Source organism: Salibacterium salarium, assembly GCF_030813635.1.
In the GTDB taxonomy this organism is placed as follows: Bacteria; Bacillota; Bacilli; order Bacillales; family Marinococcaceae; genus Salibacterium; species Salibacterium salarium.
Genome location: NZ_JAUSUM010000004.1, coordinates 1 through 20,724, shown reverse-complemented (window position 1 = coordinate 20,724; position 20,724 = coordinate 1). Strand labels below are relative to the sequence as shown.

The window sequence follows — 20,724 nt, the reverse complement described above, 5'->3', positions numbered from 1 at the left end:
TGTCTAAATCTCTTTCTAATTTAGAATGATGAGATGTTATGTACTTTTACATTGCCATAATCACTAGTGAAGTTCACGAATGACTTCATCATTAATTTTCTTTAAATGATCAATTGCTGAGTCTTGATCGATCACCCATACTTTGTGATTCTGAATTAATCTTTCTGAGAAGTTTCGAGCCCACCTAGCATTTGCTTTTTCATTGCTTGATAGTTTCGTATAAATATCAATCACTTTTGATCTTAATAAAGGAACATTTACTTCCCAATCTTTCGTAACATTCTTTTCTACAATTGTCGCGACTTCATCTGGGCTGTAATCAGGAAAAATGATGTTATTCGGAATACGTGAACGTAAACCTGGATTGACTTTTAAAAATTCATCCATCTCATTAGTATATCCTGCTAGAATGACAATAAACTTATCGCGATGATTTTCAATATAAGTTAATAAAGTTTCAATCGCTTGTTTTCCAAAATCATTATTAGATTTCCCTGCTAGTTGATACGCTTCATCAATAAATAACACACCGCCCATAGCTTGCTCCAAAATTTCCTTCGTTTGCTTCTCTGTATGACCAATATATGAACCTACTAAGTCTGAACGATCTACAACTTTGACATTGGATGTAGGCATAATATCTAAATGGTAAAAAAGCTGAGCTATAATATTAGCTACCGTTGTTTTGCCGGTGCCAGGATTCCCTGAAAAAATCATATGGTAGGAAGGTTTGTTAGATAAATTCCCTGCATCCATTAGCATACGATCGACCTTTACTTCCTTAATTAAACGATGAACATATTTTTTAATATCATCTAATCCGATTAAATCGTCTAATTGATTTAATAGCTCTTTAATCATTTCATCTTTATTAAGATTTTGGTTACCCTTTAATACTGCTAAGTCCTTATCAAGGATCGTTTGAGTATCATCTGTATCACTTTCCACTACTCGGTTGGCATGTGCGACAAGCAGCTTTTCATTCTTATTTCTAACCCATCTTGCATTACTTTTATCCACACTATGATTATATAACCACTTGATAATATCTTTATACTTTTCCTCATTCACAATATATTCTTGTTTAATAATATCTAAATATCCGATTTCTGCAATTTCTTCTGGTGTGTAATCATCGAAGTAAAACTCATTTGGAATTCTTGATTTAAGTCCACTATTCATCTTTAAAAATTGATTCATTTCATCTGTATAACCAGCAAAGATAATCATCATATTATTGCGATTCTCTTCCATAAATGTAATGAGTGTATCAACCACTTCTTTACCATAATCCATTGTTGATTCACTATATAGAGAATATGCTTCATCGATAAATAAAATTCCATCTTTACTTTCTTTAAGAACCTCTTGGGTAATCATGGCTGTTTCACCAATGTTTGGACTAACTAAGTCTTTTCGGGTTACTTCAACAAATGTATCCGTCGAAATGACACCCATTTCATATAAAGTACGACCTAATATACGAGCTACAGTCGTTTTACCTGTTCCTGGATTTCCCATAAATAACGAGTGTAATGTGACTGGTAGCGTAATTCTGCCTTGTTCTTGTCTGCGTTGATTAAATTTCACCGTATTTATAAATTGATAGATTTGTTCTTTCAAATCGTTTAAACCGTAAAGCGAATCCAATTCTTGTAAACCAGATTGCTGTTCTTCACCCCCTTGGTAATTGTTTTCTTCATAAATTTCCTCATCTGTAGAACTATCTGACGTGGCATCGAAATAGAACGTATCATCCATTTCTTCATTCTGATTAGCATACCCGCTTGTTTTTTGCATTTCTCCTTCAATTCCTTCAGTAAATACGTCTACTATCCGTTTTGGCACATCAACAGTAGATTGTTTGTTATGAACAACATTAAAAATAGAAGCATCTTTCCCTTTTACTTCTTTTAACGTTAGTACTGCATGTTTAACCACAAAGGATATAACGCCGTCATCAACATTGATCAAATCGAATCTTGCTCTAGCACCCGACAACACGTTAATTTCATCTCTCTGCATTCCGTCTGTTGTAAAATCTAATACACCGGTTGAATTCACTATAGAATCATTCTCTATAGACATAGCTGTATTAATCTGGTTATTATGCAACTGAACATTTGATTGAAGGATAGCAATAGAACTTATAATCGAAGAACGAATTTGTGCTTCTGATTGTTCGCAAATGTAAAAACCATAGTTCAGTTCTGAAAAATAAACTTCGGTAGCTTCCATTTTTACATTTGATTCTTCACACCAAATCGCTGGATACTCTCCAGTCAATTCTCCGGTTACAACTACCCTATTAAGCTTTAATGTTGCACCTTCTCTAATATTCAATGCATTTTTTTGATTTGGAGCATTGAACGTTAAATTTGATATTGATATTTTTATCGCACCACTTATTCCAAAGAAACCGTTAATGACTACATCACTTGGGTTTTTCCCAATTCCTCTAATCTCCACTTCTTCCCTTTTATTAAAAAGTAGGCCTTTAGGGAAATAGTACTCACCAGGAGGTAGTAAAATGATATCTCCTTTTTCACATATACTTAAAACATCCTCAAGTTTCCTTTTTCTACCTTGTTTAACCTTCCAAATATTCTTCATCTGCCTACACCTACTTGTCCAATGTTCTGGCATTATTAATAGTAATAATCAAACCCGCAATACCTAAAATAAAAGTATATCTCCATAAAACAATGTAAATAAAAAATTTAATGATATTTGTAATAATTAACATTACTTTATTTTGATTATTTGATAAACTATGTTTATATGTCGGATACATTAATCTGTACACTAACGATATGGATAACACAAATTGATTTGCAACAGTGCCTACAATAATTACAGTAAATGGGAACAAGATAAAATTGACAGAATTTATAAGTATTATATGCGAGCTAAAAAACTCAAAAATAATAAATGATACTAGGTATGTAAGCAGCCAAAACTTAACATTTTGTAATGTAAAAAAATTTTTCACTACTGATAAAAATTTAAACTCCGAGTCTACTGCTTTTGTTCCGAATAATTGCTCCTTATTTTCCAAAAATCACACCTTCTTTGTATACTTTTACTATTCTCATCCAGAGTACCATATATTGGATGTGAAGTCGAGTTGACCCCGATTAACGCACCCTATATACACATTATTTTTTCTAAAAATTTCGAATCCTTTTAGCATCTATTTTTGTTACATTTATGTTAATACGTAGTATAGGTCTACTACGTATTACAAAAGTTACTCCACAGTCTATTCCGTTTAGAGAAACTAATCTTATTGAAAATCAGCAAAGGTGGTACTATAATCAAAGGGAAATGGTAAGTAGATTAGCCATTACGGATTTGAATTTAACCAGAAATAGCAATAAGAATAAATCATGGAGTAGATGTTAGATCATTAGGTGATTATTATTAATATGTATCACCTATAACGTCAGCAAAAGAAAGAGGCTTTCTCAATAGTTTAATCAACTAATGAGAAGCCTCTTTTAATAATCCTCAATATTAGCAAAATGTTAGCATTTTGCTAATATTCATCGTTCAAATAAATTAAAACTGAGTTTTCATCAAACCTTGCCATTCAATGAAAATCTCAACCGTGTAAAATCTTTTAAAATTGAAATGAAGAATAGCAAAAAGAATTCTATTCGACAACTTCATTAAAATAGGAATAGCGGTTTTTCCCATTATTTTTTGAGTAATACATAGCATAATCGGAATTTTGTACCAATTGATCAATGTTCTGATGTTTATTTGTCTCTATGCTAATACCAATGCTTACGGACAAAGCTATTTCATCATCTTTTATTATAAAAGGTTTGCCAAATTGATTAATAATCGATTCTGAAAGGGATTGAGAGTATCCGGCATTATCATCACCTTGTAATAATATGACGAATTCATCTCCCCCGTACCGACTGAGTATATCTTGTGATCTAATACACTCTTTTATCCGTTCCGCAGACTGAACCAAGATAGCGTCCCCTTCCTTATGTCCATAACTATCATTAACTGATTTAAAATTATCTAAATCTATAAAAAGAGTGGTAATTTGAGCTTCCTTTGGTAAAGTATTTATATATTGTGTTAGAAACTCCCTATTATTTAATCCTGTTAATTGATCTTGATGTGCTACGATATCTAATTCAATGGAATGCGTTAAAAAAATAGCCATCGTTTGTAAAAATTCGGTTTCCCTTTCTGTAAATGTGTATGGTTCAGTATCCATAGCACATAAATTCCCAAATAATATTCCATTACTTAGAACAATAGGAACGCCTAAAAAACTCTTAATGCCCTTGTTTTTGGTAGGCATTAGGTTGGTTGCTATCGGATGATTACTTGTATCATTTATGATAAGTGGATCACGTCCACTTTGAAGGATAATATTTCAGTAAGAATCTTCGATAAATAAAGTGACTCCTGCATCAAATAAGACTTTATTTCGATTGAATACATGGGTAAGGATAGAATGATACTTGTCGGTTATTTGAGTTACACAAAAGGTATTTGTGCCAATATACTCACTAACTAATTTAAGCATACTTTTAGAAGCCTCATTTAATCTTTCATAACTATTTCCCATTAAAAAATCCATTTACTCACCCCTACATATAGTTCTAAAGAGCTTGTTCAGAAAGTCCGAAAAAATTTACTTAAAATAAAAATGCACCTTGCGGAAAATGGTGAAATGGAAGTAACGAAACGGTCAAAAATACCAATTTGTGAAGTACATTTTTATGGATATGCAGATAATTCTGCTAATTCTGCTACCTTACCACAACGACTTTATCTTTGCAAAAACCGAACGACAATACGGCTATCCGATAATTAGAACCGTTCAACTTAGAATGGCACGGCTATTAGCCAATGCAGGGTGCAGCTCTAAACCCAGACTTAACCCTACATTCTTTGCGACATACACACACGTTGCTTCTGGCAGAAGTTGATGTAGCGCTAGAACAAATGATAGACAGACTTGGCCATTCGGATGATTAATTAACGAAAAATGTGTGTCTCCATGTAACACACAAAAAAAGAAGCCTCCCAAAAGTTCAGTGAACTTATGAGAAGCCTCGATTAATAATCCTCAATGTTAGTTAGCATTTCACTCTCTCATCTTACTAACAAATCCTCTTATATCAGGGGGATTAAGCGGATCTCGGACTAAAACCGCGACGTCACGCGCACAACGTCCGAGTGATCAACATCCTGGATAAAGGAACTTAGGCTAAACCCGCAACGTCCTGTTGCAACGCCTAAGCCACCACATCCATGTGGAAGTTACATCATGCCGCCCATACCACCCATGCCGCCCATGTCAGGCATTCCGCCGCCGGCAGCACCGCCGCCGTCGTCTTCACCTGGCTTATCTGCGATTACGGCTTCTGTTGTTAGGAACATAGCCGATACAGAGGAAGCGTTTTGAAGTGCGGAACGAACTACTTTTGTCGGATCTACAATTCCTGCGTCAATCATGTTAACCCATTCGCTGCTTAGAGCGTCGAAGCCATTACCTACTGGCTCGTTCTTCATACGCTCAACGATAACGGATCCTTCAAGACCTGCGTTATGAGCGATTTGACGGAGCGGCTCTTCTAGGGCACGAAGAACGATGCTTGCACCTGTTGCTTCGTCTCCTTCAGCCGAAATGTTGCTTACAGCCTTGTATACGTTCATAAGAGCTGTTCCACCACCGGATACGATTCCTTCTTCAACACCGGCGCGAGTGGAGTTCAACGCGTCTTCAATGCGTAGTTTACGCTCTTTCATTTCTGTTTCAGAAGCAGCACCGACTTTTACGACAGCTACACCGCCTGCAAGTTTAGCTAGACGCTCTTGCAATTTCTCGCGGTCAAAGTCAGATGTTGTTTCTTCCATTTGTGTTTTAAGCTGGTTCACGCGGCCTGTAATGTCTTCTGGTTTACCGGCACCTTCAACAATCGTTGTATCGTCTTTGTTAATAACAATCTTGCTGGCGCGGCCTAGTTGATCTACTGTCGCAGATTTCAAGTCAAGACCGATGTCTTCGGTAATAACTTCCCCGCCAGTAAGAAGGGCGATATCTTCAAGCATTGCTTTACGACGGTCCCCAAATCCTGGTGCTTTCACAGCTACTGCGTTAAATGTTCCGCGCAGTTTGTTCACAACCAACGTAGCAAGAGCTTCGCCTTCTACGTCTTCTGCGATAATAAGGATTGGTTTATTTTGTTGAACCACTTGTTCAAGCAAAGGCAATACTTCTTGGATGTTCGTGATTTTCTTATCTGTAATAAGAATGTACGGATCATCCAATTCTGCTGTCATTTTATCAGAGTCTGTCACCATGTAAGGAGAAGCATATCCGCGGTCGAATTGCATGCCTTCTACAACTTCAAGCTCTGTATCAAGTCCGCGGGATTCTTCTACGGTAATAACTCCGTCGTTTCCAACACGATTCATAGCTTCAGAAATAATTTGACCTACTTCATCACTTGAAGCAGAAACAGAAGCAACTTGTGCGATGGATTCGCTGCTTTCAATCGGCTTAGAAATTTTCTTCAATTCTTCTACCGCTACTTTTGTAGCTTCTTCAATCCCTTTGCGGATAACCATTGGGTTAGCGCCTGATGTAACGTTTTTCAGACCTTCCTTAATCATAGCCTGAGCAAGAACAGTCGCAGTTGTTGTACCGTCACCAGCGATATCGTTTGTTTTGCTTGCTACCTCAGATACTAATTGAGCACCCATGTTTTCATAGTTGTCTTCCAATTCGATTTCTTTAGCAATCGTTACACCGTCGTTTGTGATAAGCGGGGATCCGAACTTTTTCTCCAATACGACGTTACGACCTTTTGGACCTAGTGTAACTTTTACGGCATTAGCAAGTTCATCTACACCATTCATCATTGCGCGGCGAGCATCCTCGCGGAATCTAATATCTTTAGCCATCGTTTCGACCTCCTATAAAATAGAATATGTAGGGGACTTCCCCTATTTATTAACCAATTACTGCTAGTACATCACTTTCGCGAAGGATGAGATATTCATTTCCTTCAAACTTCACTTCTGTGCCCGCATATTTTGAGAAAATAACCGTTTCTCCTTCATTCACTTCTAGAGCAACACGTTCTCCATTATCTGTTACGCGGCCATTCCCAACAGCAATAACCTTACCTTCTTGTGGTTTTTCCTGCGCAGAATCCGGTAATACGATTCCACTTTTCGTCTTTTCTTCTGTTTGAACCTGTTCAATTATGATTCGATCACCAAGAGGCTTTAACAAGGTAAACACCCTCCTTTAGTTTTAGTACGGTTTCCCATTCTTCTTTTTGAAAGGGAGAACCGACATGATTCGATATTATTAGCACTCGTTTCTGTTGAGTGCTAATACCAATTATTATGATAATCATTCCAGCCCGATTTTGCAAGGGGGATTGCTAAATTTTTTTCATTTCCTTACATGTTGGTTATTTCCCTTGTTTCATTTATCTATCCCCATATAGAAAGTTCCCTATCTAGCGTCTCTTTAAAACTATAAATTTTCTTCACAATAACTTCACATGCGTTTCGTGTCACGTATGAGAATGCATTATGATACAATACGTACATATGATGTGAAAGACAGTATCACTCACGCTATTACCTTTATGCTTACATACTTTTCGTGATTAGGAGATGACACTTTTGAACATACGCTATTGGTTGATTTTAATTGTATATTTACTTATGCAGTTGTCAGGACCTATTGTTATTGAACTCGGATGGATTCAAGAAGAGAGTATATTTGTATGGACGATGGGAAGTTTTTTTGTTGCCCTAATCCTTTTTTCCCTTTTAATTTATCCAGAACGTAGATTGTCAGGACATCCTCGGTTATCAAAAACATCTGCTGGTTATTCAATAAAGTGGACTGTTTTCGGTGTGTTTATGGTGTTTATTGCTCAATATATAGCCATTCTTATCGAAAAATATGCTCTTGGTATTGAACCCGGGTCGCAAAACACGGAAGACATTTTGTCCATTGTGAAAGCTATTCCTTTCTTTGCGTTTATCGTTGCTATCATTGGTCCAATTCTAGAAGAGATTGTCTTTCGTAAAGTAATATTCGGCGCTTTCTATAAGCGATTTAATTTTGTCATTTCGGCGCTTCTTAGCGCATTGATTTTCTCTGTCGTGCATTTTGATTTCACGCACATTTTAATTTACACTGCGGTTGGCTTCACCTTTTCCTACTTATATGTGAAAACAGGTAGAATTATCGTTCCAATCGTTGCCCATGTCGCAATGAACAGCTATGCAGTACTAATTAATGTACTCTTAGGTGACAAACTTCAAGAACTACAAGAGGATCTCGAACAGTTAAACTTTATTCTAGGGGGATTAGTATTATGAGGATTTCCCCAAATGTAATGATGGGTATACTATACTTTGGACTTGCGGCGGTATTCGTTTATTTTGCTGTCGCCAGTGTAAATGCCTCTTCATGGACGTTTTGGACGTATCTTTTTGCAGGGCTCGCCGCTATTGATATTATGGTGGGGATTCGCTTTTTTCGTAGTAAATCAAAAAACAGTACTAAGAAATAAATAAAACTGCCTGGTGAGCTGTATTGATACAGCCTGCCAGGCAGTTTAATATTACTTGTGATTTTCCTTGTTTTTTGCCCATTCTTCCATGTCTTCCTGCTCTGCTTTTAACACTTTTCGATAAGAAAACCTGGAAATAACAATGCTAACCTCATATAACAGTAACAGCGGAACCGTCACCATGAGATGAGATACAATTTCCGGCGGTGTAATAAACCCAGCCAATACAAGCAGACCGAAGTAAGCATATTTGCGTATCTTTCGAAACCAAGCTGGTGTAACCAATCCTAATCGCGTCAGAAACATAACAACAACGGGCAACTGAAATAAAAATCCGAAAGGAATCGTCAACTGAAACAAAAACGAGAAATAATCATTAACACCGTATTGTTCTGTTAAGTTAAGCCTCTCGGATAAATTACTTAAAAACTGAATCACATTTGGAAATAGAATAAAATAAGCGAAAGCCAGTCCTCCCAAAAACAAGAGCGTTGCAATCGGGATATAACCAAGCGTTACCTTCTTTTCTTTTTCCCTAAGACCGGGAGCGATAAAAGCCCAAAGCTGATATAAAAGAACAGGAAAAACGATAATTATTCCAATAAGAAAAGCAGCATTCATATACAGCTTAAGTGAATCAGTTAATTTAAAAACGTTCATCGGAAAGCTTTCTGCTTCCGGTATATTTTGCAAATACGTAATTAAAACGGGAGCAACAAACAACCCGATTATCATGGCAACGAGAAAGTACAGCGCCACAATAATGATTCGTTTTCGCAGTTCTCCAATGTGATCGTATATTGACATTTGATTTTGAGCCATGACTTGTCCCGTCCTACTCTTTACTTGTCAGCGTCGGATGTATTTTTATTCTTTTTCTTTTTATCTTCGTCCTCATCGTCCTCAGCTAATCCTTTCGTCGCGTGTTTAAATTCACGTAACGTATTGCCGGCTGCTCGGCCAAGTTCCGGCAATTTCTTTGGACCAAAAATCAACAACGCTGCAACTACGATAAGACCAATACTCATGGGACCTAAACCACCCATAATGAACACCTCCACTTTCCCTTATAGGGGATAATTTTTTAGAAAGTAAACTAACGTTTGCAATTCTACAGAAAGATCAATGTGATGCACCCTGATATTATCCGGCACGGTTAATCTTGCAGGGGTGAAATTCAATATCCCCGTTATACCAGCTTCGACTAATTTTTCTGATGTTTGTTGAGCTGAAAAAGCCGGAACGGTCAAAATAGCTATAGAAGCATCTATTTTTTCCTTCATTTCAGGAAGTTTGTCCATGTGAAAAATATCCACACCACTTATTTCATTCCCGACAATCGCTTCATTTACATCAAAAGCTGCAATGATCTGGGTGTTATCACTTTTAGAAAAATTATATTTTAATAACGCAGTCCCTAAATTCCCAACACCTACTAAGAACACTTTTGTTACTTCATCTTGATCGAGGGTTTTTCGAAAAAAGGACAACAAGTATTGAACATTATAACCATATCCTTTTTTTCCAAGTGCGCCAAAGTAAGAAAAATCTCTTCGTATCGTTGCGGAATCAACTTTGACTGCTTCACTCAATTCTGTTGATGATACTCTTTGTTTACCAGACCCGTGTAAATTTTCAAGAAAACGGTAGTACAATGGCAAACGTTTTGCCGTGGCTTGTGGTATTTTTTGTTGATCTATGTTCATAGCAGCCTCCAACTATTCCTTCGCGGTTCTATAATCGTCAAAATATAACTTTGATCACGATGAAGTATGCGTTGCCATTCGCCAGGTTGGATCTGCTTCTACTTCTTTTCCTATTGTACACTAATAGTGAATTTTATGTAATAGGAAGATGTATATCTATAACCCGTTCACGATTTTGCCATAAATCGCCGACTTAGGAAAGTCAGCTTATTCTTTCTCATTTATCGCGTTTTTACGCGAAATAAGATACACTTGCAGTTAAGGAAGTTTATAAAAAAGGATGAACGATAGATATGATAGTTCTGCAATGTTCTAATATAACAAAATCATACGGTGTAGAAACTATTTTGGACCAAGTAAAGCTTGATATAAAAGCTAATGAAAGGGTTGCCCTAGTTGGTCGCAATGGTTCCGGGAAATCAACCCTTCTCAAAATTATAGCCGGCCAATTAACGTACGATTCTGGTGAAATCATTACTCCAAAAGGAACCAGACTCGGTTATCTTGATCAGCATACGGGACTTCACTCCGATCGTACAATTTGGAACGAGATGTTAACTGTTTTTGAGGAACTAAGACAAATGGAGAAAAACCTGCAAACGTTGGAAGAAAAAATTGCAGACCCCGACATATACAATGATCAGCGTATGTATGAAAAAGTATTAGCAGAATACGAAAACTTGCAATATGCTTTTCGCGAGCAAGGGGGCTACCAGTACGAAGCAAATATTCGCAGTATATTGTCAGGTTTGAAGTTCGGAAACTTTGACTACAACACTTCCATCTCTTCTTTAAGCGGCGGGCAAAAAACAAGACTCGCTCTCGGTAAGTTACTTTTGTCAAAGCCAGAAGTTTTAATACTCGACGAACCTACTAACCACTTGGATATTGATACGTTAAGATGGCTTGAGAATTATTTATCTAATTATGACGGTGCCGTGTTAATTGTTTCACACGACCGCTACTTTTTGGATAATATCGTATCAAAAGTATATGAAATAGAACGCACAAAGGCATCGCTTTTCTACGGAAACTATAGTGCTTATCTTGAAGAAAAAGCAAATCGGTATGAGCAAGAACTCAGAGAATACGAAAAGCAGCAAAAAGAAGTGGCTGAACTTGAAGATTTTATTGCACGTAATATTGTTCGCGATGCAACGTCTAAAAGAGCCCAAAGCCGTCGCAAAAAGCTGGAAAAAATGGAACTGAAAGATAAGCCAAAAGGATCAGAGAAGTCAGCTAACTTCTCATTTGATATTGAACGCCAAAGCGGTAACGAAGTCTTGAATATCGAGGACCTTAGCGTTTCTTATGACAAGAAACATTCTGTCATCCAAAACATGAGCCTTTCTATCAAAAAACAAGAGAGTGTCGCCCTTATTGGTCCGAACGGGATTGGAAAGTCTACTCTTCTAAAAGCGATTGCCGAAAAGATAGAAGCCGCTTCCGGTACCATTCAATATGGCAGCAAGGTCACTGTCGGCTATTATGATCAGGAACAAGCCGATCTTCATTCTAATAAAGACGTCTTGAATGAACTGTGGGACGACTATCCTTTAACACCAGAAAAAGATATACGTACGGTTCTTGGTAATTTTCTCTTTAGTGGAGAAGATGTGCTCAAACCAGTTTCAAGCTTGAGCGGGGGCGAAAAATCCCGGCTTGCTCTAAGTAAACTGATGATGAAGAAGGCGAATCTGCTTATTTTTGACGAGCCAACGAACCATCTAGACTTAGATAGTAAAGAAGTGCTTGAATCAGCTTTGATTGATTATCCGGGCACATTGTTGTTTGTTTCTCACGACCGTTACTTTTTAAATCGAATGGCAACAAAAATTGTAGAGTTAACAGAAAATGGACTCGAAGAATTCCTCGGAGATTACGATTATTATTTGATGAAAAAAGATGAAGAACGACAACGTGAACTGCTTCGAGCAGAGGAAAATAAACAAACTGGCACACAATCTCCACAAAACGAGAGTGCTGACAAAGAAGCATATATGAACGAGAAGGAAGCTAAAAAGCAAGCGAGAAAAAGACAACGAAAAATTGATGAGACAGAGCAGCACATTAGTGTTTTAGAAGAAGAGATTGAACAACTCGAGCAAGACATGGTTTCTCCCGATGTATACGAAGATCATCAGAAAGCGACAGAGATTCAAAAAAAGATAACGGACGCCAAAGAAAATCTCGACCATTACATGGAGAAATGGGAAGAGCTGCAACTTGAAGAAGTGTAATGTAGATACATGAACCTCCTAGCATCTATTGCCAGGGGGTTCAGCTTCCCTCTTTATGAGACCAGACGTATCGAGCGCATAACAAATAAAACATCGACGTTGAAGCAGCCACCGCTCCAGAATCATTAAATACTAACAAACATATAGAACCAACTGTCCCCGCTTTTAATACAAGCTGTTGCGAAGTTATCATCGTATTATTCTTTTCAAACAATAGATATAATACAGCTAATACATAACTAGTCAGCAGCAACTTCGTCCAATTGGAATGCAAGATGATTTTGGCATTCATTTGTAGTTTACGCGTGATAACATTTCTTATTTCCGCCCACTCGCCATTTATGAGCTCTTGAAAAAAGTGACCAATATGCGATGTTTCCCCCACTTGCTGAATCAACCACAATAATCCAAGTAACCCCAGCAATCCTGCGAATGCACTCCACATCATTTTTAACATATTCCAACGTCTATTTTTTTCTGACCACCATAACAATACAATATACATGCATCCAGAGGCTAATGTGACCCCCGCATTTTGACCGAACATACTACTTCCTAATAGGACAATAAAGAGTAAAATAAAAACAAACACAATCCATTTGTTCTGTTTTATAAAAGGTTCCAAGAAAAGAACAGAAGCTGCTACAAAAAAACCACCTAATTCATTACCTATCCCCTCATAACGTGCTCCAATTAATGGATCATATCCAAGATAAGAACGCTGCATCAATGGCGTACCTACCAGAAGATCAGTGCTTAACACGATCAACAATAAACAAGAAATCATCCATACCATTCGTTTGGCGCCAACCCAAACACCTACAGCTCCGATCAATACAGAAAAAATAGTTACAGCAGTACAATACAAAGGTACATCAACCTGGGCTCTTCCAAACAAAACCGGGGCCAGTTCAAAGGATAGTGGGGACGTCATTCCCGCAAGGACCGCTCCATTTATCCAAATGGAGGCCAACCGTCTCGGGTTTCTATTTCTTTTCCAAAAGAAGTATCCAACAATAAGCAAGACGACTAAAATAGATATATATGTCGAAAGAATAGGACCCCTCGTAACATAAACGGCAGCGGCACCGTCGATTTCTTTTTTCATTTTGCCCAGGCTCGCCGGTTCACCTGTAATAAGCGGTTCTCCTTGCCATCGCGAAGGTGGTGATAAATGAAACGCTCTTAAAATAGTAGGAGCTATATCAAGACTGCTGCCTAAAAATGATTGATTCACGGTTGCAGAATCGAGTTTTTTTATAGATGAGGGGGATGACGTATCTTCCCATTTCACAAACGGATTCATGCGATAGCCCTTCTCCATCGTTTCTTCAGGAGGATGAACACCAAGAAGGAATACCGTTTGATTTTGTTCTTTTAGTTGAAATAAAAGTTTTTTCAATGGCTCCACAAGTTCATCTGAAGTAGTGGAATCCGGATCTTGATTGTATCTATAAATATCTCCCCATTCTACAACGGTCCAAGTAGCAATGTTACGATTTTGTAACTTACCTACCGCTTGTATTGTTTTATCAACATTCATTTTGTAGCCACCAGGTTCCTTTTGCTTTTTCTCCACAGGCATTTCCCGCTCAGCTACCGTTTCCCCTGTGTCATCTACCGTTAAGTACGAAGCAAATTGGTATGTCTTTTCCTTCACATCACTGTGTCCAACAAAACTAGGGAATACACCTGCGTTAGAAAGAGTTTCCCCTATTGAGCCTGGACGGGCTTTATATGTCGTTTGTTTGTTTTTCTCCACCATTTCTTCAAAGTTGAAAATTTTATATTTCTGCATCCTTTCGCTTGTGGACGACCTTTCCACGGACAAGCCGTACTCCTCTCCCAACGAAGAAGCTTCAGCTGGCAAACCAGAACTTAACGTCAGCATTTCGTTCACTGGTCCAACAGCACCAGCAGTGATACGGTTAAGAGCAATGACAGAAGATCGGGATTGCATCTGTTCCTTTTCCATCAATAAAAAAAAATTATCCATAGAAAGGCCGGGAACAAGGACAAGGACGACATGTTGATTTTTTGTTTGCGCTTGACTAGAAAAAGGTGTCCCTAGCATACACCCTATAACCATACACACTATCATCAACATTTTAATAATCATCACGCATTTTGTCCTTTCTTCCCACATACTCGTCCACACTATCCACAGATTTATTAACAGTTACATACTATCACTTCAAATATTTATGCACTTATTAACAATATAGCTTACTTATCCACAAATATATTGTTAACATCCTCAAAAGTTGTTTTATAAGTTTTCCATAGTCTTATCCACATTATCCCCAAGATAGGTTGTACACATAAGAAAGACACTCGCATAAAAAAAGACTTGACCTTTAATAAAGAGTCAAGTCCGGTACACCGTTTAAATCCCAGTCAGCGGTTATATTTTTCTTCCATTGCACATGAGCAGCAGCACCTATCATTGCAGCATTATCTGTACAAAATGAAAAAGGTGGAATGGTTAACTCTACTGATGACGACGCAAACATGTTTTCCATCGCGTGTCTTAATCCCTGGTTCGCTGCGACTCCGCCTGCCAGAACGACTTGTTTAACCTGGTACTGTTCTGCGGCACGTTTTGTTTTCTCCGTTAGAACCTCGATGACACTTTGTTGAAAACTCGCTGCTACATTCTCAGGTGGAATGACCTCTCCTCGTTGTTCAGCATTGTGGAGAGTGTTAATAACGGCTGACTTTAATCCACTAAAACTGAAATCATAAGAATCAGGCTCAAGCCAGGCTATCGGTAGTTTCACATCAGGAGTTCCTTCTGCAGCTAACTTATCCACTTGCGGTCCTCCTGGATAAGGAAGCCCCAACGTACGAGCAACTTTGTCATACGCTTCTCCAGCTGCGTCATCTCTTGTTTGTCCAATAACTTCATATTCCCCATCTGCCTGGAGAATAACCAGTTCCGTATGGCCTCCTGACACGACTAATGCTAATGCAGGATAGTCCCATTCCCTTTCCAATCTAGCTGCTTGAATATGTCCCGCAATATGATGAACAGGTAGCAGAGGAAGTTGATGAGAGAATGCAATCGCTTTAGCCGCATTCACCCCTACTAACAAGGCACCAACTAATCCAGGTCCCTCTGTCACCGCAACCGCATCAAGATCAGAAAATGAAACATCAGCCTTTGTCATTGCTTCCTCTAAAATGCCTGTGATTGATTCAGTATGATGACGAGAGGCAATCTCTGGAACGACTCCTCCAAAACGCTTATGGCTTTGAATCTGAGAGGCTATTACATTTGATAAAACCTGGTTGCCTCCTTGAATGACAGCAGCTGCCGTTTCATCACAACTCGTTTCAATAGCTAGTATGATTTCATTATCTTTAATATCTGTTTTTATAGTCATCTATATTCACCCACATTACTAAAGCATCCTCACGATTATCTGTATAATAATTTTTTCTAATACCGCCCGCTTGAAATCCTAGCTTTTTATATAACGACTGTGCAACAAAGTTACTAACCCTTACTTCCAGTGACATTGATTTTGCCCCATAAGCGTGAGACATATCCAAAGCATTCATCATCAAGATTTCTCCAATGTGTTGACCTCTAAATCTCGAATGTACGGCAACATTTGTTATATGAGCTTCATCAATAATAATCCAAACACCACAGTATCCTATAATCTCATAACCCCATTCCGCCACTAAATAATGGGCGAATTGGTTATTGGTTAGCTCATTAAAAAAAGCATACCGTGTCCACGGCATTTGGAAGGAATCATGTTCAACTCTCATAATTCCATCTAAATCTCGTTCTTCCATAAATCGTATAGTTGGAAAACTATTCATACCCTCTTCCCTCTTTTGAAGCAAGCCATTTCTTTTCAGCTTCAGCCATTTGTGCATACTCAGGTACAATCGAATGAGCCGGCTGTGCTTGTTCTTGTTCATATGCAAGTGCCAACAGAGATTCAGGATGGGGTTGGTTCATCGAAAAATCGCCTGTTCTTACTTGATCTCCCAAGGTATCATGAATCATACCTTTATGTTTATTCCATTCTTGACTCAAAAATAACACCGGCTTTTCTTTTTCTTTCACAATCGAAAGCCAGTCTTCTAGTAAAATAATTTGATCCTTCTCTTCTGTTTTTAAATAAGTCCCATCAAATGTGTATAAACCTGTATAGATCCGATCTCTTCTTGCATCCATAAAAGGACAAATCAAACCTTGAAAATTTCTACCGTTTCTCGCGAGCATCTGTAAGCTTGAAATGCCGTACACGGGAATACCGAGGGACCATGCCATCGTTTTTGCAGTCGTAACTCCTATTCTTACTCCTGTGTAAGAACCAGGACCTTTAGCAACAGCAATAGCATCAAGCTGCTTTGGATCTATTTCTAATTCTGTCAGCATTTGATTTATCGCCGGCATCAAACGCAACGAATGATTCTTTTTAAAGTTGGTCGTATACTCTGCTAACAGTTTATCATCTTCGGCAAGAGCAATACCCATTACATGGGTAGACGTATCAATCGCTAATATTCTCATGTCTTTGCAGCTCCTTGCATAACGCATGAAACCTATCACCTATCGATTTAAGGTAAAGGTCCCTATTCGTTTCATTTTCTCTTGTAATCGTTATTTCCAACCTGTCTTCTGGAAGGATGTCTTTTATTTTTTCCGGCCATTCAATCACACATATACCTTCCGATTCTAAGTACTCTTCTATCCCCAATTCTTCTGCTTCTTCTTCATCTAAACGATAAACATCCATATGGTATAGAGGAAGTCTTCCGTCATATTCTTTAATAATCGTGAAAGTGGGGCTGTTCACAATACGTTCAACACCTAAAGCTGCGGCTAATCCCTTAGTAAAGTGTGTTTTGCCGGCGCCAAGGTCACCGGTGAGCGTTAAAGTATCTCCACTCTCCAAGTGACGACCGATTATCCCAGCTATTTTTGCCGTATCTTCAGGAGATGTACTTTTGTAATGAAGCATTTTTTTCACCTTGCCTTCATTCACCTGTATAAACTATTTAAAGTGATTATACCCTTGTTTTTCTAATATGATTTCTTGTTCCCCATCCATCAGTGTAACCGAAGCAGGACCTTCTTTCACACGTCCAATTTGATAAATACTCAATCCTTTTTCTTGTATCTTCTCTTGCAAAACCTGCCAATCCGTTTCCCTAACCGTCCCAATCAACTCAAAATCTTCTCCACCATAAAAAATCCAATCCCAATACTGATTTTCCGAAAACAATGTCAGTTCTTCCGCTATTGGTATTTTAGATTTCACCAACTCTATAGAGATGTTACTCGCTTCCGCCAATTCATTTGCTTCACTTGCCAATCCGTCACTTATGTCATTTAAGGAAGCAGGAAGCTGTAATCCCGATATAATTCGCCCTTCTTCCACACGCGGAACGGGTTTTTGATGGTATGACAATAATTTTTGTTCCTGCTTCGTATAATCTGCCCATCTCCCTTTATCTAATAAGAGATGCAATCCCGCGGCTGATCTTCCTGTTGGATTTGTAAGAAAAACAATGTCTCCAGGTGCGGCATTTCTTCTTACCACATGACATCCTTTTTCCACACGTCCATGAACCGTTACTGATATCATTAACTCATGAGGAGAAGATACCGTATCTCCTCCTATCATATCCATGTCGTATAAATCTGCTAACGTGTTCATCCCTTCATAGATTTCCGATAATTCCTCATCAGACCAGTGCTTTGGTAAAGCTATTGAGACCATGAAATAAACAGGAATACCACCCATTGCTGCAATGTCACTAATATTCACAGCCAACGCTTTATGACCAATATCCTTGGGACTCATCGTCTGTTTTTTAAAATGAACCTCTTCAATCATCATATCTACACAAAGAATGTCATCATAATTCGATTCATAAGTATAGACAGCCGCATCGTCCCCAATGCCTTCCACTAATCCATCTTGATGATGAGTTTTAGGGGTATGTTTATTTATCCATTCGAATTCATTTTCAGGCATGGTATTCATCCTTTTAACAAAACGTATATCATTAGTGTAACGCATTCTTTTAGAAAAAGCATAGAAATAACGAGGGTAAAATAGATATAAAAAAAAAGCCCTGACTAGGCTTTATATTTGCTTTATTATTTTAATTGGTTGCGGGGGAAGGATTCGAACCTACGACCTCCGGGTTATGAGCCCGACGAGCTTCCAGACTGCTCCACCCCGCGATTTGGAGTATTTGCGTTCGTGTCTCTCAACGCCACGTATATAAATATACCACACACTCCGTCCCCTTGCAACCATATAATTAAATAATCTTCTTATTATAATATTACAATTATGTTACATTAATTAAACGCTGCAAACGAGACGCTTTCCACGGGTGTGGTCACATCCCTATTTTCACACAAAAAGCCTTACGCTTTATACATTCTTATCTTGTAAGAAAAACGGATCTTGGGAAAAGGACCCAGGATCCATTTTTTATCGTATGTGATTGCTGAATCGCCTGCGCTGCAGGGGAACGTTTCTGTTCCCGCACACCGAAGGGAAACAGCAACAACATGGCTTGTCTCCATGATTCAAATATCCACTACTAATCGTCTTCTTTCCTATGACTTCTTAGCGTGTTCTAGCGCTTTGGAAAATTGTTCGATAATATCCTCAGAGTCTTCAATTCCTACAGAAATTCTCGCTGTTCCAGGGGTTATGCCCAATTGCTGTCTTATTTCCACTGGAACCGTCCGGTGTGATGTATTCAAAGGATAAGAAACTGTCGTCTCTACTCCCGCAAGCGTTGGTACTATCTTTATCCATCCCAGCGATTCAAAAAAGGAATAAATATCATAATCATCCCCAAGATCAACACTCACCATTGCTCCATTTCCCTTTTCTGAAAGGTTTTCTGGATAATACACAACAGCTGCTCCTGTATTCTTTTTAAACCAACGTGCAAGCTTTTCTGCATTTGCTGATTGCTTTGCCATCCTTAAACTTAATGTTTTTAAGCCTCGACATCCAAGCCACGCTTCAAATGGACTTAAATTAGCACCTATATTTATCATTTTCTTCTTTGCTTTTGCTATCAATTCTTCCGTTCCAACTAAAACCCCAGCACTCACATCACTGTGACCGCCTATGTATTTCGTAGCACTATGAACAACCAAATCAGCACCATCTGTAAATGGTTGAATTAAATAAGGACTTGGAAACGTATTATCAATCATCACATGTAATTCATGGTTTCTAGCAAACTTGGTTAACGCTTCAATGTTTTCTTGACGCAACAACGGGTTTGTCACTGATTCGGCATAGAGTAGTTTTGTATTCGATTGAATAGCTTCCTCTATATTCTTATAATCTTTAAAATCGACAACAGATACTTGTAGTCCCCATTCCTGTATCTCTTGCTGAAACAAGGAATACGTTCCCCCGTAAAGATCTAATGGTACAATCATATGATCCCCCGGTGATGCGATGGAAAGAACGCCAACCAATATTGCCGACATTCCTGATGAAGTGGCGAGTCCTGCCGGTGCTTCCTCAAGCTGAGCTACTCCGTGTCCAAGATCATCCGTATTAGGATTGGAATAACGAGTATACAAATGATCTTTTCCACCTTGAAAGTATTCTTCCATATCGTTTAAATCGTTAAAAGCAAAAGATGATGTTTGATATATAGGCTTCGTTTTACTCTTATTTTTTTCTCCATCATTTTCTTGAAAATGTACGGTTTTTGTATCAAAACGCTTTGTCATTACTTCTCCACTCCTAAACTTTATATTGTCCCCTATCATAGCATGTTCCCCAATTAAAAATCTAAAATTTCTCTCGCTTCATACCAATGTGTGTCGATTAAGAACAGGGAAATCTTAAAAGTAAGAGTATATGTATCTGAGAATAGGATAAGACGAAAGGAAAATGCCCCTAAAATCATTGTTTATGAGAAAATACATACGGAAAGGCTCCTAACTAAATGTAGAGGATGTATCTATGCCATTATAAAATATGAAGGACAAATCTTGTAAAAGCCTTTTAAGATTCGTCCTTCTTACACGTTGAAACCGTTATTCTATCTAATAAAAAAAGGTTGCCAGATGATATATCTGACAACCTTTTTGGTATGGCCTGGCGACGTCCTACTTTCACAAAGGGTTGCCCCTTCATTATCATCGGCGCTAAAGAGCTTAACTTCCGTGTTCGGCATGGG

19 protein-coding genes, 1 tRNA gene and 1 rRNA gene are annotated in these 20,724 nt (G+C 38.2%); 3 read left to right on the top strand and 18 right to left on the bottom strand.

Annotated features, from left to right (window positions below):
• Positions 1-63: 63 nt before the first annotated feature.
• From J2S78_RS14305 to groES, 6 genes are all read right to left on the bottom strand, one after another.
• On the bottom strand, positions 64-2,613 hold the full coding sequence (locus J2S78_RS14305; RefSeq protein WP_306899653.1) for an AAA family ATPase: 2,550 nt from the start codon (positions 2,611-2,613) through the stop codon (positions 64-66).
• Positions 2,614-3,655: 1,042 nt separating this feature from the next.
• Positions 3,656-4,369, bottom strand: a complete 714-nt coding sequence (locus J2S78_RS14300; protein ID WP_503167832.1) for a diguanylate cyclase domain-containing protein — start codon at positions 4,367-4,369, stop codon at positions 3,656-3,658.
• 33 nt (positions 4,370-4,402) lie between these two features.
• Complete coding sequence (locus tag J2S78_RS14295) at positions 4,403-4,609, bottom strand: hypothetical protein (RefSeq protein WP_306899652.1); 207 nt, start codon at positions 4,607-4,609, stop codon at positions 4,403-4,405.
• A gap of 243 nt (positions 4,610-4,852) precedes the next feature.
• On the bottom strand, positions 4,853-5,041 hold the full coding sequence (locus J2S78_RS14290; RefSeq protein WP_306899650.1) for a hypothetical protein: 189 nt from the start codon (positions 5,039-5,041) through the stop codon (positions 4,853-4,855).
• A 254-nt stretch (positions 5,042-5,295) separates the two neighbouring features.
• The gene (gene groL, locus J2S78_RS14285; RefSeq protein WP_306899648.1) at positions 5,296-6,942 is read right to left on the bottom strand and encodes a chaperonin GroEL; all 1,647 of its coding nucleotides are present in this window, start codon (positions 6,940-6,942) and stop codon (positions 5,296-5,298) included.
• A gap of 49 nt (positions 6,943-6,991) precedes the next feature.
• Entirely contained in the window at positions 6,992-7,276 is a 285-nt protein-coding gene (gene groES, locus J2S78_RS14280) for a co-chaperone GroES (protein ID WP_125560061.1), read from the bottom strand.
• A 401-nt stretch (positions 7,277-7,677) separates the two neighbouring features.
• Here groES and J2S78_RS14275 point away from each other — a divergent pair, with 401 nt between their 5' ends.
• A complete protein-coding gene (locus J2S78_RS14275) occupies positions 7,678-8,385 on the top strand; it encodes a CPBP family intramembrane glutamic endopeptidase (RefSeq protein ID WP_306899646.1) in 708 nt (235 codons plus the stop codon).
• The gene (locus tag J2S78_RS14270) at positions 8,382-8,579 is read left to right on the top strand and encodes a YdiK family protein (protein ID WP_306899644.1); all 198 of its coding nucleotides are present in this window, start codon (positions 8,382-8,384) and stop codon (positions 8,577-8,579) included. Before J2S78_RS14275 ends, J2S78_RS14270 begins: the two co-directional genes overlap by 4 nt.
• A gap of 51 nt (positions 8,580-8,630) precedes the next feature.
• Here J2S78_RS14270 and tatC read toward each other — a convergent pair whose 3' ends face one another.
• Genes tatC through J2S78_RS14255 form a run of 3 tightly spaced genes read right to left on the bottom strand, consistent with a single transcriptional unit; the run spans position 8,631 to position 10,285 of the window.
• Positions 8,631-9,401: a twin-arginine translocase subunit TatC gene (tatC, locus tag J2S78_RS14265; protein WP_306899642.1), complete on the bottom strand. Its 771-nt coding sequence runs from the start codon at positions 9,399-9,401 to the stop codon at positions 8,631-8,633.
• 20 nt (positions 9,402-9,421) lie between these two features.
• On the bottom strand, positions 9,422-9,625 hold the full coding sequence (locus tag J2S78_RS14260; RefSeq protein WP_125561590.1) for a twin-arginine translocase TatA/TatE family subunit: 204 nt from the start codon (positions 9,623-9,625) through the stop codon (positions 9,422-9,424).
• A 21-nt stretch (positions 9,626-9,646) separates the two neighbouring features.
• Positions 9,647-10,285 carry a redox-sensing transcriptional repressor Rex gene (locus J2S78_RS14255; protein ID WP_306899640.1) on the bottom strand — a complete coding sequence of 213 codons (639 nt, stop codon included), beginning with the start codon at positions 10,283-10,285 and terminating at the stop codon, positions 9,647-9,649.
• 293 nt (positions 10,286-10,578) lie between these two features.
• On the opposite strand from J2S78_RS14255, the gene J2S78_RS14250 reads away from it, so the two are divergent.
• On the top strand, positions 10,579-12,525 hold the full coding sequence (locus J2S78_RS14250; RefSeq protein WP_306899638.1) for an ABC-F family ATP-binding cassette domain-containing protein: 1,947 nt from the start codon (positions 10,579-10,581) through the stop codon (positions 12,523-12,525).
• Positions 12,526-12,565: 40 nt separating this feature from the next.
• Here J2S78_RS14250 and J2S78_RS14245 read toward each other — a convergent pair whose 3' ends face one another.
• The 9 genes from J2S78_RS14245 to rrf form a co-directional block, all read right to left on the bottom strand.
• On the bottom strand, positions 12,566-14,644 hold the full coding sequence (locus tag J2S78_RS14245; protein WP_306899636.1) for a hypothetical protein: 2,079 nt from the start codon (positions 14,642-14,644) through the stop codon (positions 12,566-12,568).
• 238 nt (positions 14,645-14,882) lie between these two features.
• Entirely contained in the window at positions 14,883-15,911 is a 1,029-nt protein-coding gene (tsaD, locus tag J2S78_RS14240) for a tRNA (adenosine(37)-N6)-threonylcarbamoyltransferase complex transferase subunit TsaD (RefSeq protein WP_306899634.1), read from the bottom strand.
• Positions 15,889-16,359: a ribosomal protein S18-alanine N-acetyltransferase gene (gene rimI, locus J2S78_RS14235; protein ID WP_306899632.1), complete on the bottom strand. Its 471-nt coding sequence runs from the start codon at positions 16,357-16,359 to the stop codon at positions 15,889-15,891. The genes tsaD and rimI overlap by 23 nt, the downstream gene beginning before the upstream one ends.
• Positions 16,352-17,059 carry a tRNA (adenosine(37)-N6)-threonylcarbamoyltransferase complex dimerization subunit type 1 TsaB gene (gene tsaB, locus J2S78_RS14230; RefSeq protein WP_306899631.1) on the bottom strand — a complete coding sequence of 236 codons (708 nt, stop codon included), beginning with the start codon at positions 17,057-17,059 and terminating at the stop codon, positions 16,352-16,354. The genes rimI and tsaB overlap by 8 nt, the downstream gene beginning before the upstream one ends.
• On the bottom strand, positions 17,040-17,510 hold the full coding sequence (gene tsaE, locus J2S78_RS14225; RefSeq protein ID WP_306900263.1) for a tRNA (adenosine(37)-N6)-threonylcarbamoyltransferase complex ATPase subunit type 1 TsaE: 471 nt from the start codon (positions 17,508-17,510) through the stop codon (positions 17,040-17,042). The genes tsaB and tsaE overlap by 20 nt, the downstream gene beginning before the upstream one ends.
• 33 nt (positions 17,511-17,543) lie before the next feature.
• A complete protein-coding gene (gene thiL, locus J2S78_RS14220) occupies positions 17,544-18,530 on the bottom strand; it encodes a thiamine-phosphate kinase (RefSeq protein WP_306899629.1) in 987 nt (328 codons plus the stop codon).
• A 135-nt stretch (positions 18,531-18,665) separates the two neighbouring features.
• A tRNA-Met gene (locus J2S78_RS14215) sits at positions 18,666-18,742 on the bottom strand.
• A gap of 384 nt (positions 18,743-19,126) precedes the next feature.
• The gene (locus tag J2S78_RS14210; protein WP_306899627.1) at positions 19,127-20,272 is read right to left on the bottom strand and encodes a trans-sulfuration enzyme family protein; all 1,146 of its coding nucleotides are present in this window, start codon (positions 20,270-20,272) and stop codon (positions 19,127-19,129) included.
• A 368-nt stretch (positions 20,273-20,640) separates the two neighbouring features.
• Positions 20,641-20,724 (bottom strand): 5S ribosomal RNA (rrf, locus tag J2S78_RS17140); the annotation flags it as partial.

Excerpts from the sequence above, each read along its gene's own strand:
- J2S78_RS14255 (WP_306899640.1), bottom strand. The coding sequence starts at position 10,285 with ATGAACATAGATCAACAAAAAATACCACAAGCCACGGCAAAACGTTTG.
- tsaD (WP_306899634.1), bottom strand. The coding sequence starts at position 15,911 with ATGACTATAAAAACAGATATTAAAGATAATGAAATCATACTAGCTATT.
- J2S78_RS14305 (WP_306899653.1), bottom strand. The coding sequence starts at position 2,613 with ATGAAGAATATTTGGAAGGTTAAACAAGGTAGAAAAAGGAAACTTGAG.
- thiL (WP_306899629.1), bottom strand. The coding sequence starts at position 18,530 with ATGCCTGAAAATGAATTCGAATGGATAAATAAACATACCCCTAAAACT.
- tatC (WP_306899642.1), bottom strand. The coding sequence starts at position 9,401 with ATGGCTCAAAATCAAATGTCAATATACGATCACATTGGAGAACTGCGA.
- groL (WP_306899648.1), bottom strand. The coding sequence starts at position 6,942 with ATGGCTAAAGATATTAGATTCCGCGAGGATGCTCGCCGCGCAATGATG.
- J2S78_RS14210 (WP_306899627.1), bottom strand. The coding sequence starts at position 20,272 with ATGACAAAGCGTTTTGATACAAAAACCGTACATTTTCAAGAAAATGAT.
- tsaB (WP_306899631.1), bottom strand. The coding sequence starts at position 17,059 with ATGAGAATATTAGCGATTGATACGTCTACCCATGTAATGGGTATTGCT.
- tsaE (WP_306900263.1), bottom strand. The coding sequence starts at position 17,510 with ATGCTTCATTACAAAAGTACATCTCCTGAAGATACGGCAAAAATAGCT.
- J2S78_RS14295 (WP_306899652.1), bottom strand. The coding sequence starts at position 4,609 with ATGGATTTTTTAATGGGAAATAGTTATGAAAGATTAAATGAGGCTTCT.
- J2S78_RS14245 (WP_306899636.1), bottom strand. The coding sequence starts at position 14,644 with ATGATTATTAAAATGTTGATGATAGTGTGTATGGTTATAGGGTGTATG.
- J2S78_RS14270 (WP_306899644.1), top strand. The coding sequence starts at position 8,382 with ATGAGGATTTCCCCAAATGTAATGATGGGTATACTATACTTTGGACTT.
- J2S78_RS14260 (WP_125561590.1), bottom strand. The coding sequence starts at position 9,625 with ATGGGTGGTTTAGGTCCCATGAGTATTGGTCTTATCGTAGTTGCAGCG.
- J2S78_RS14250 (WP_306899638.1), top strand. The coding sequence starts at position 10,579 with ATGATAGTTCTGCAATGTTCTAATATAACAAAATCATACGGTGTAGAA.
- rimI (WP_306899632.1), bottom strand. The coding sequence starts at position 16,359 with ATGAATAGTTTTCCAACTATACGATTTATGGAAGAACGAGATTTAGAT.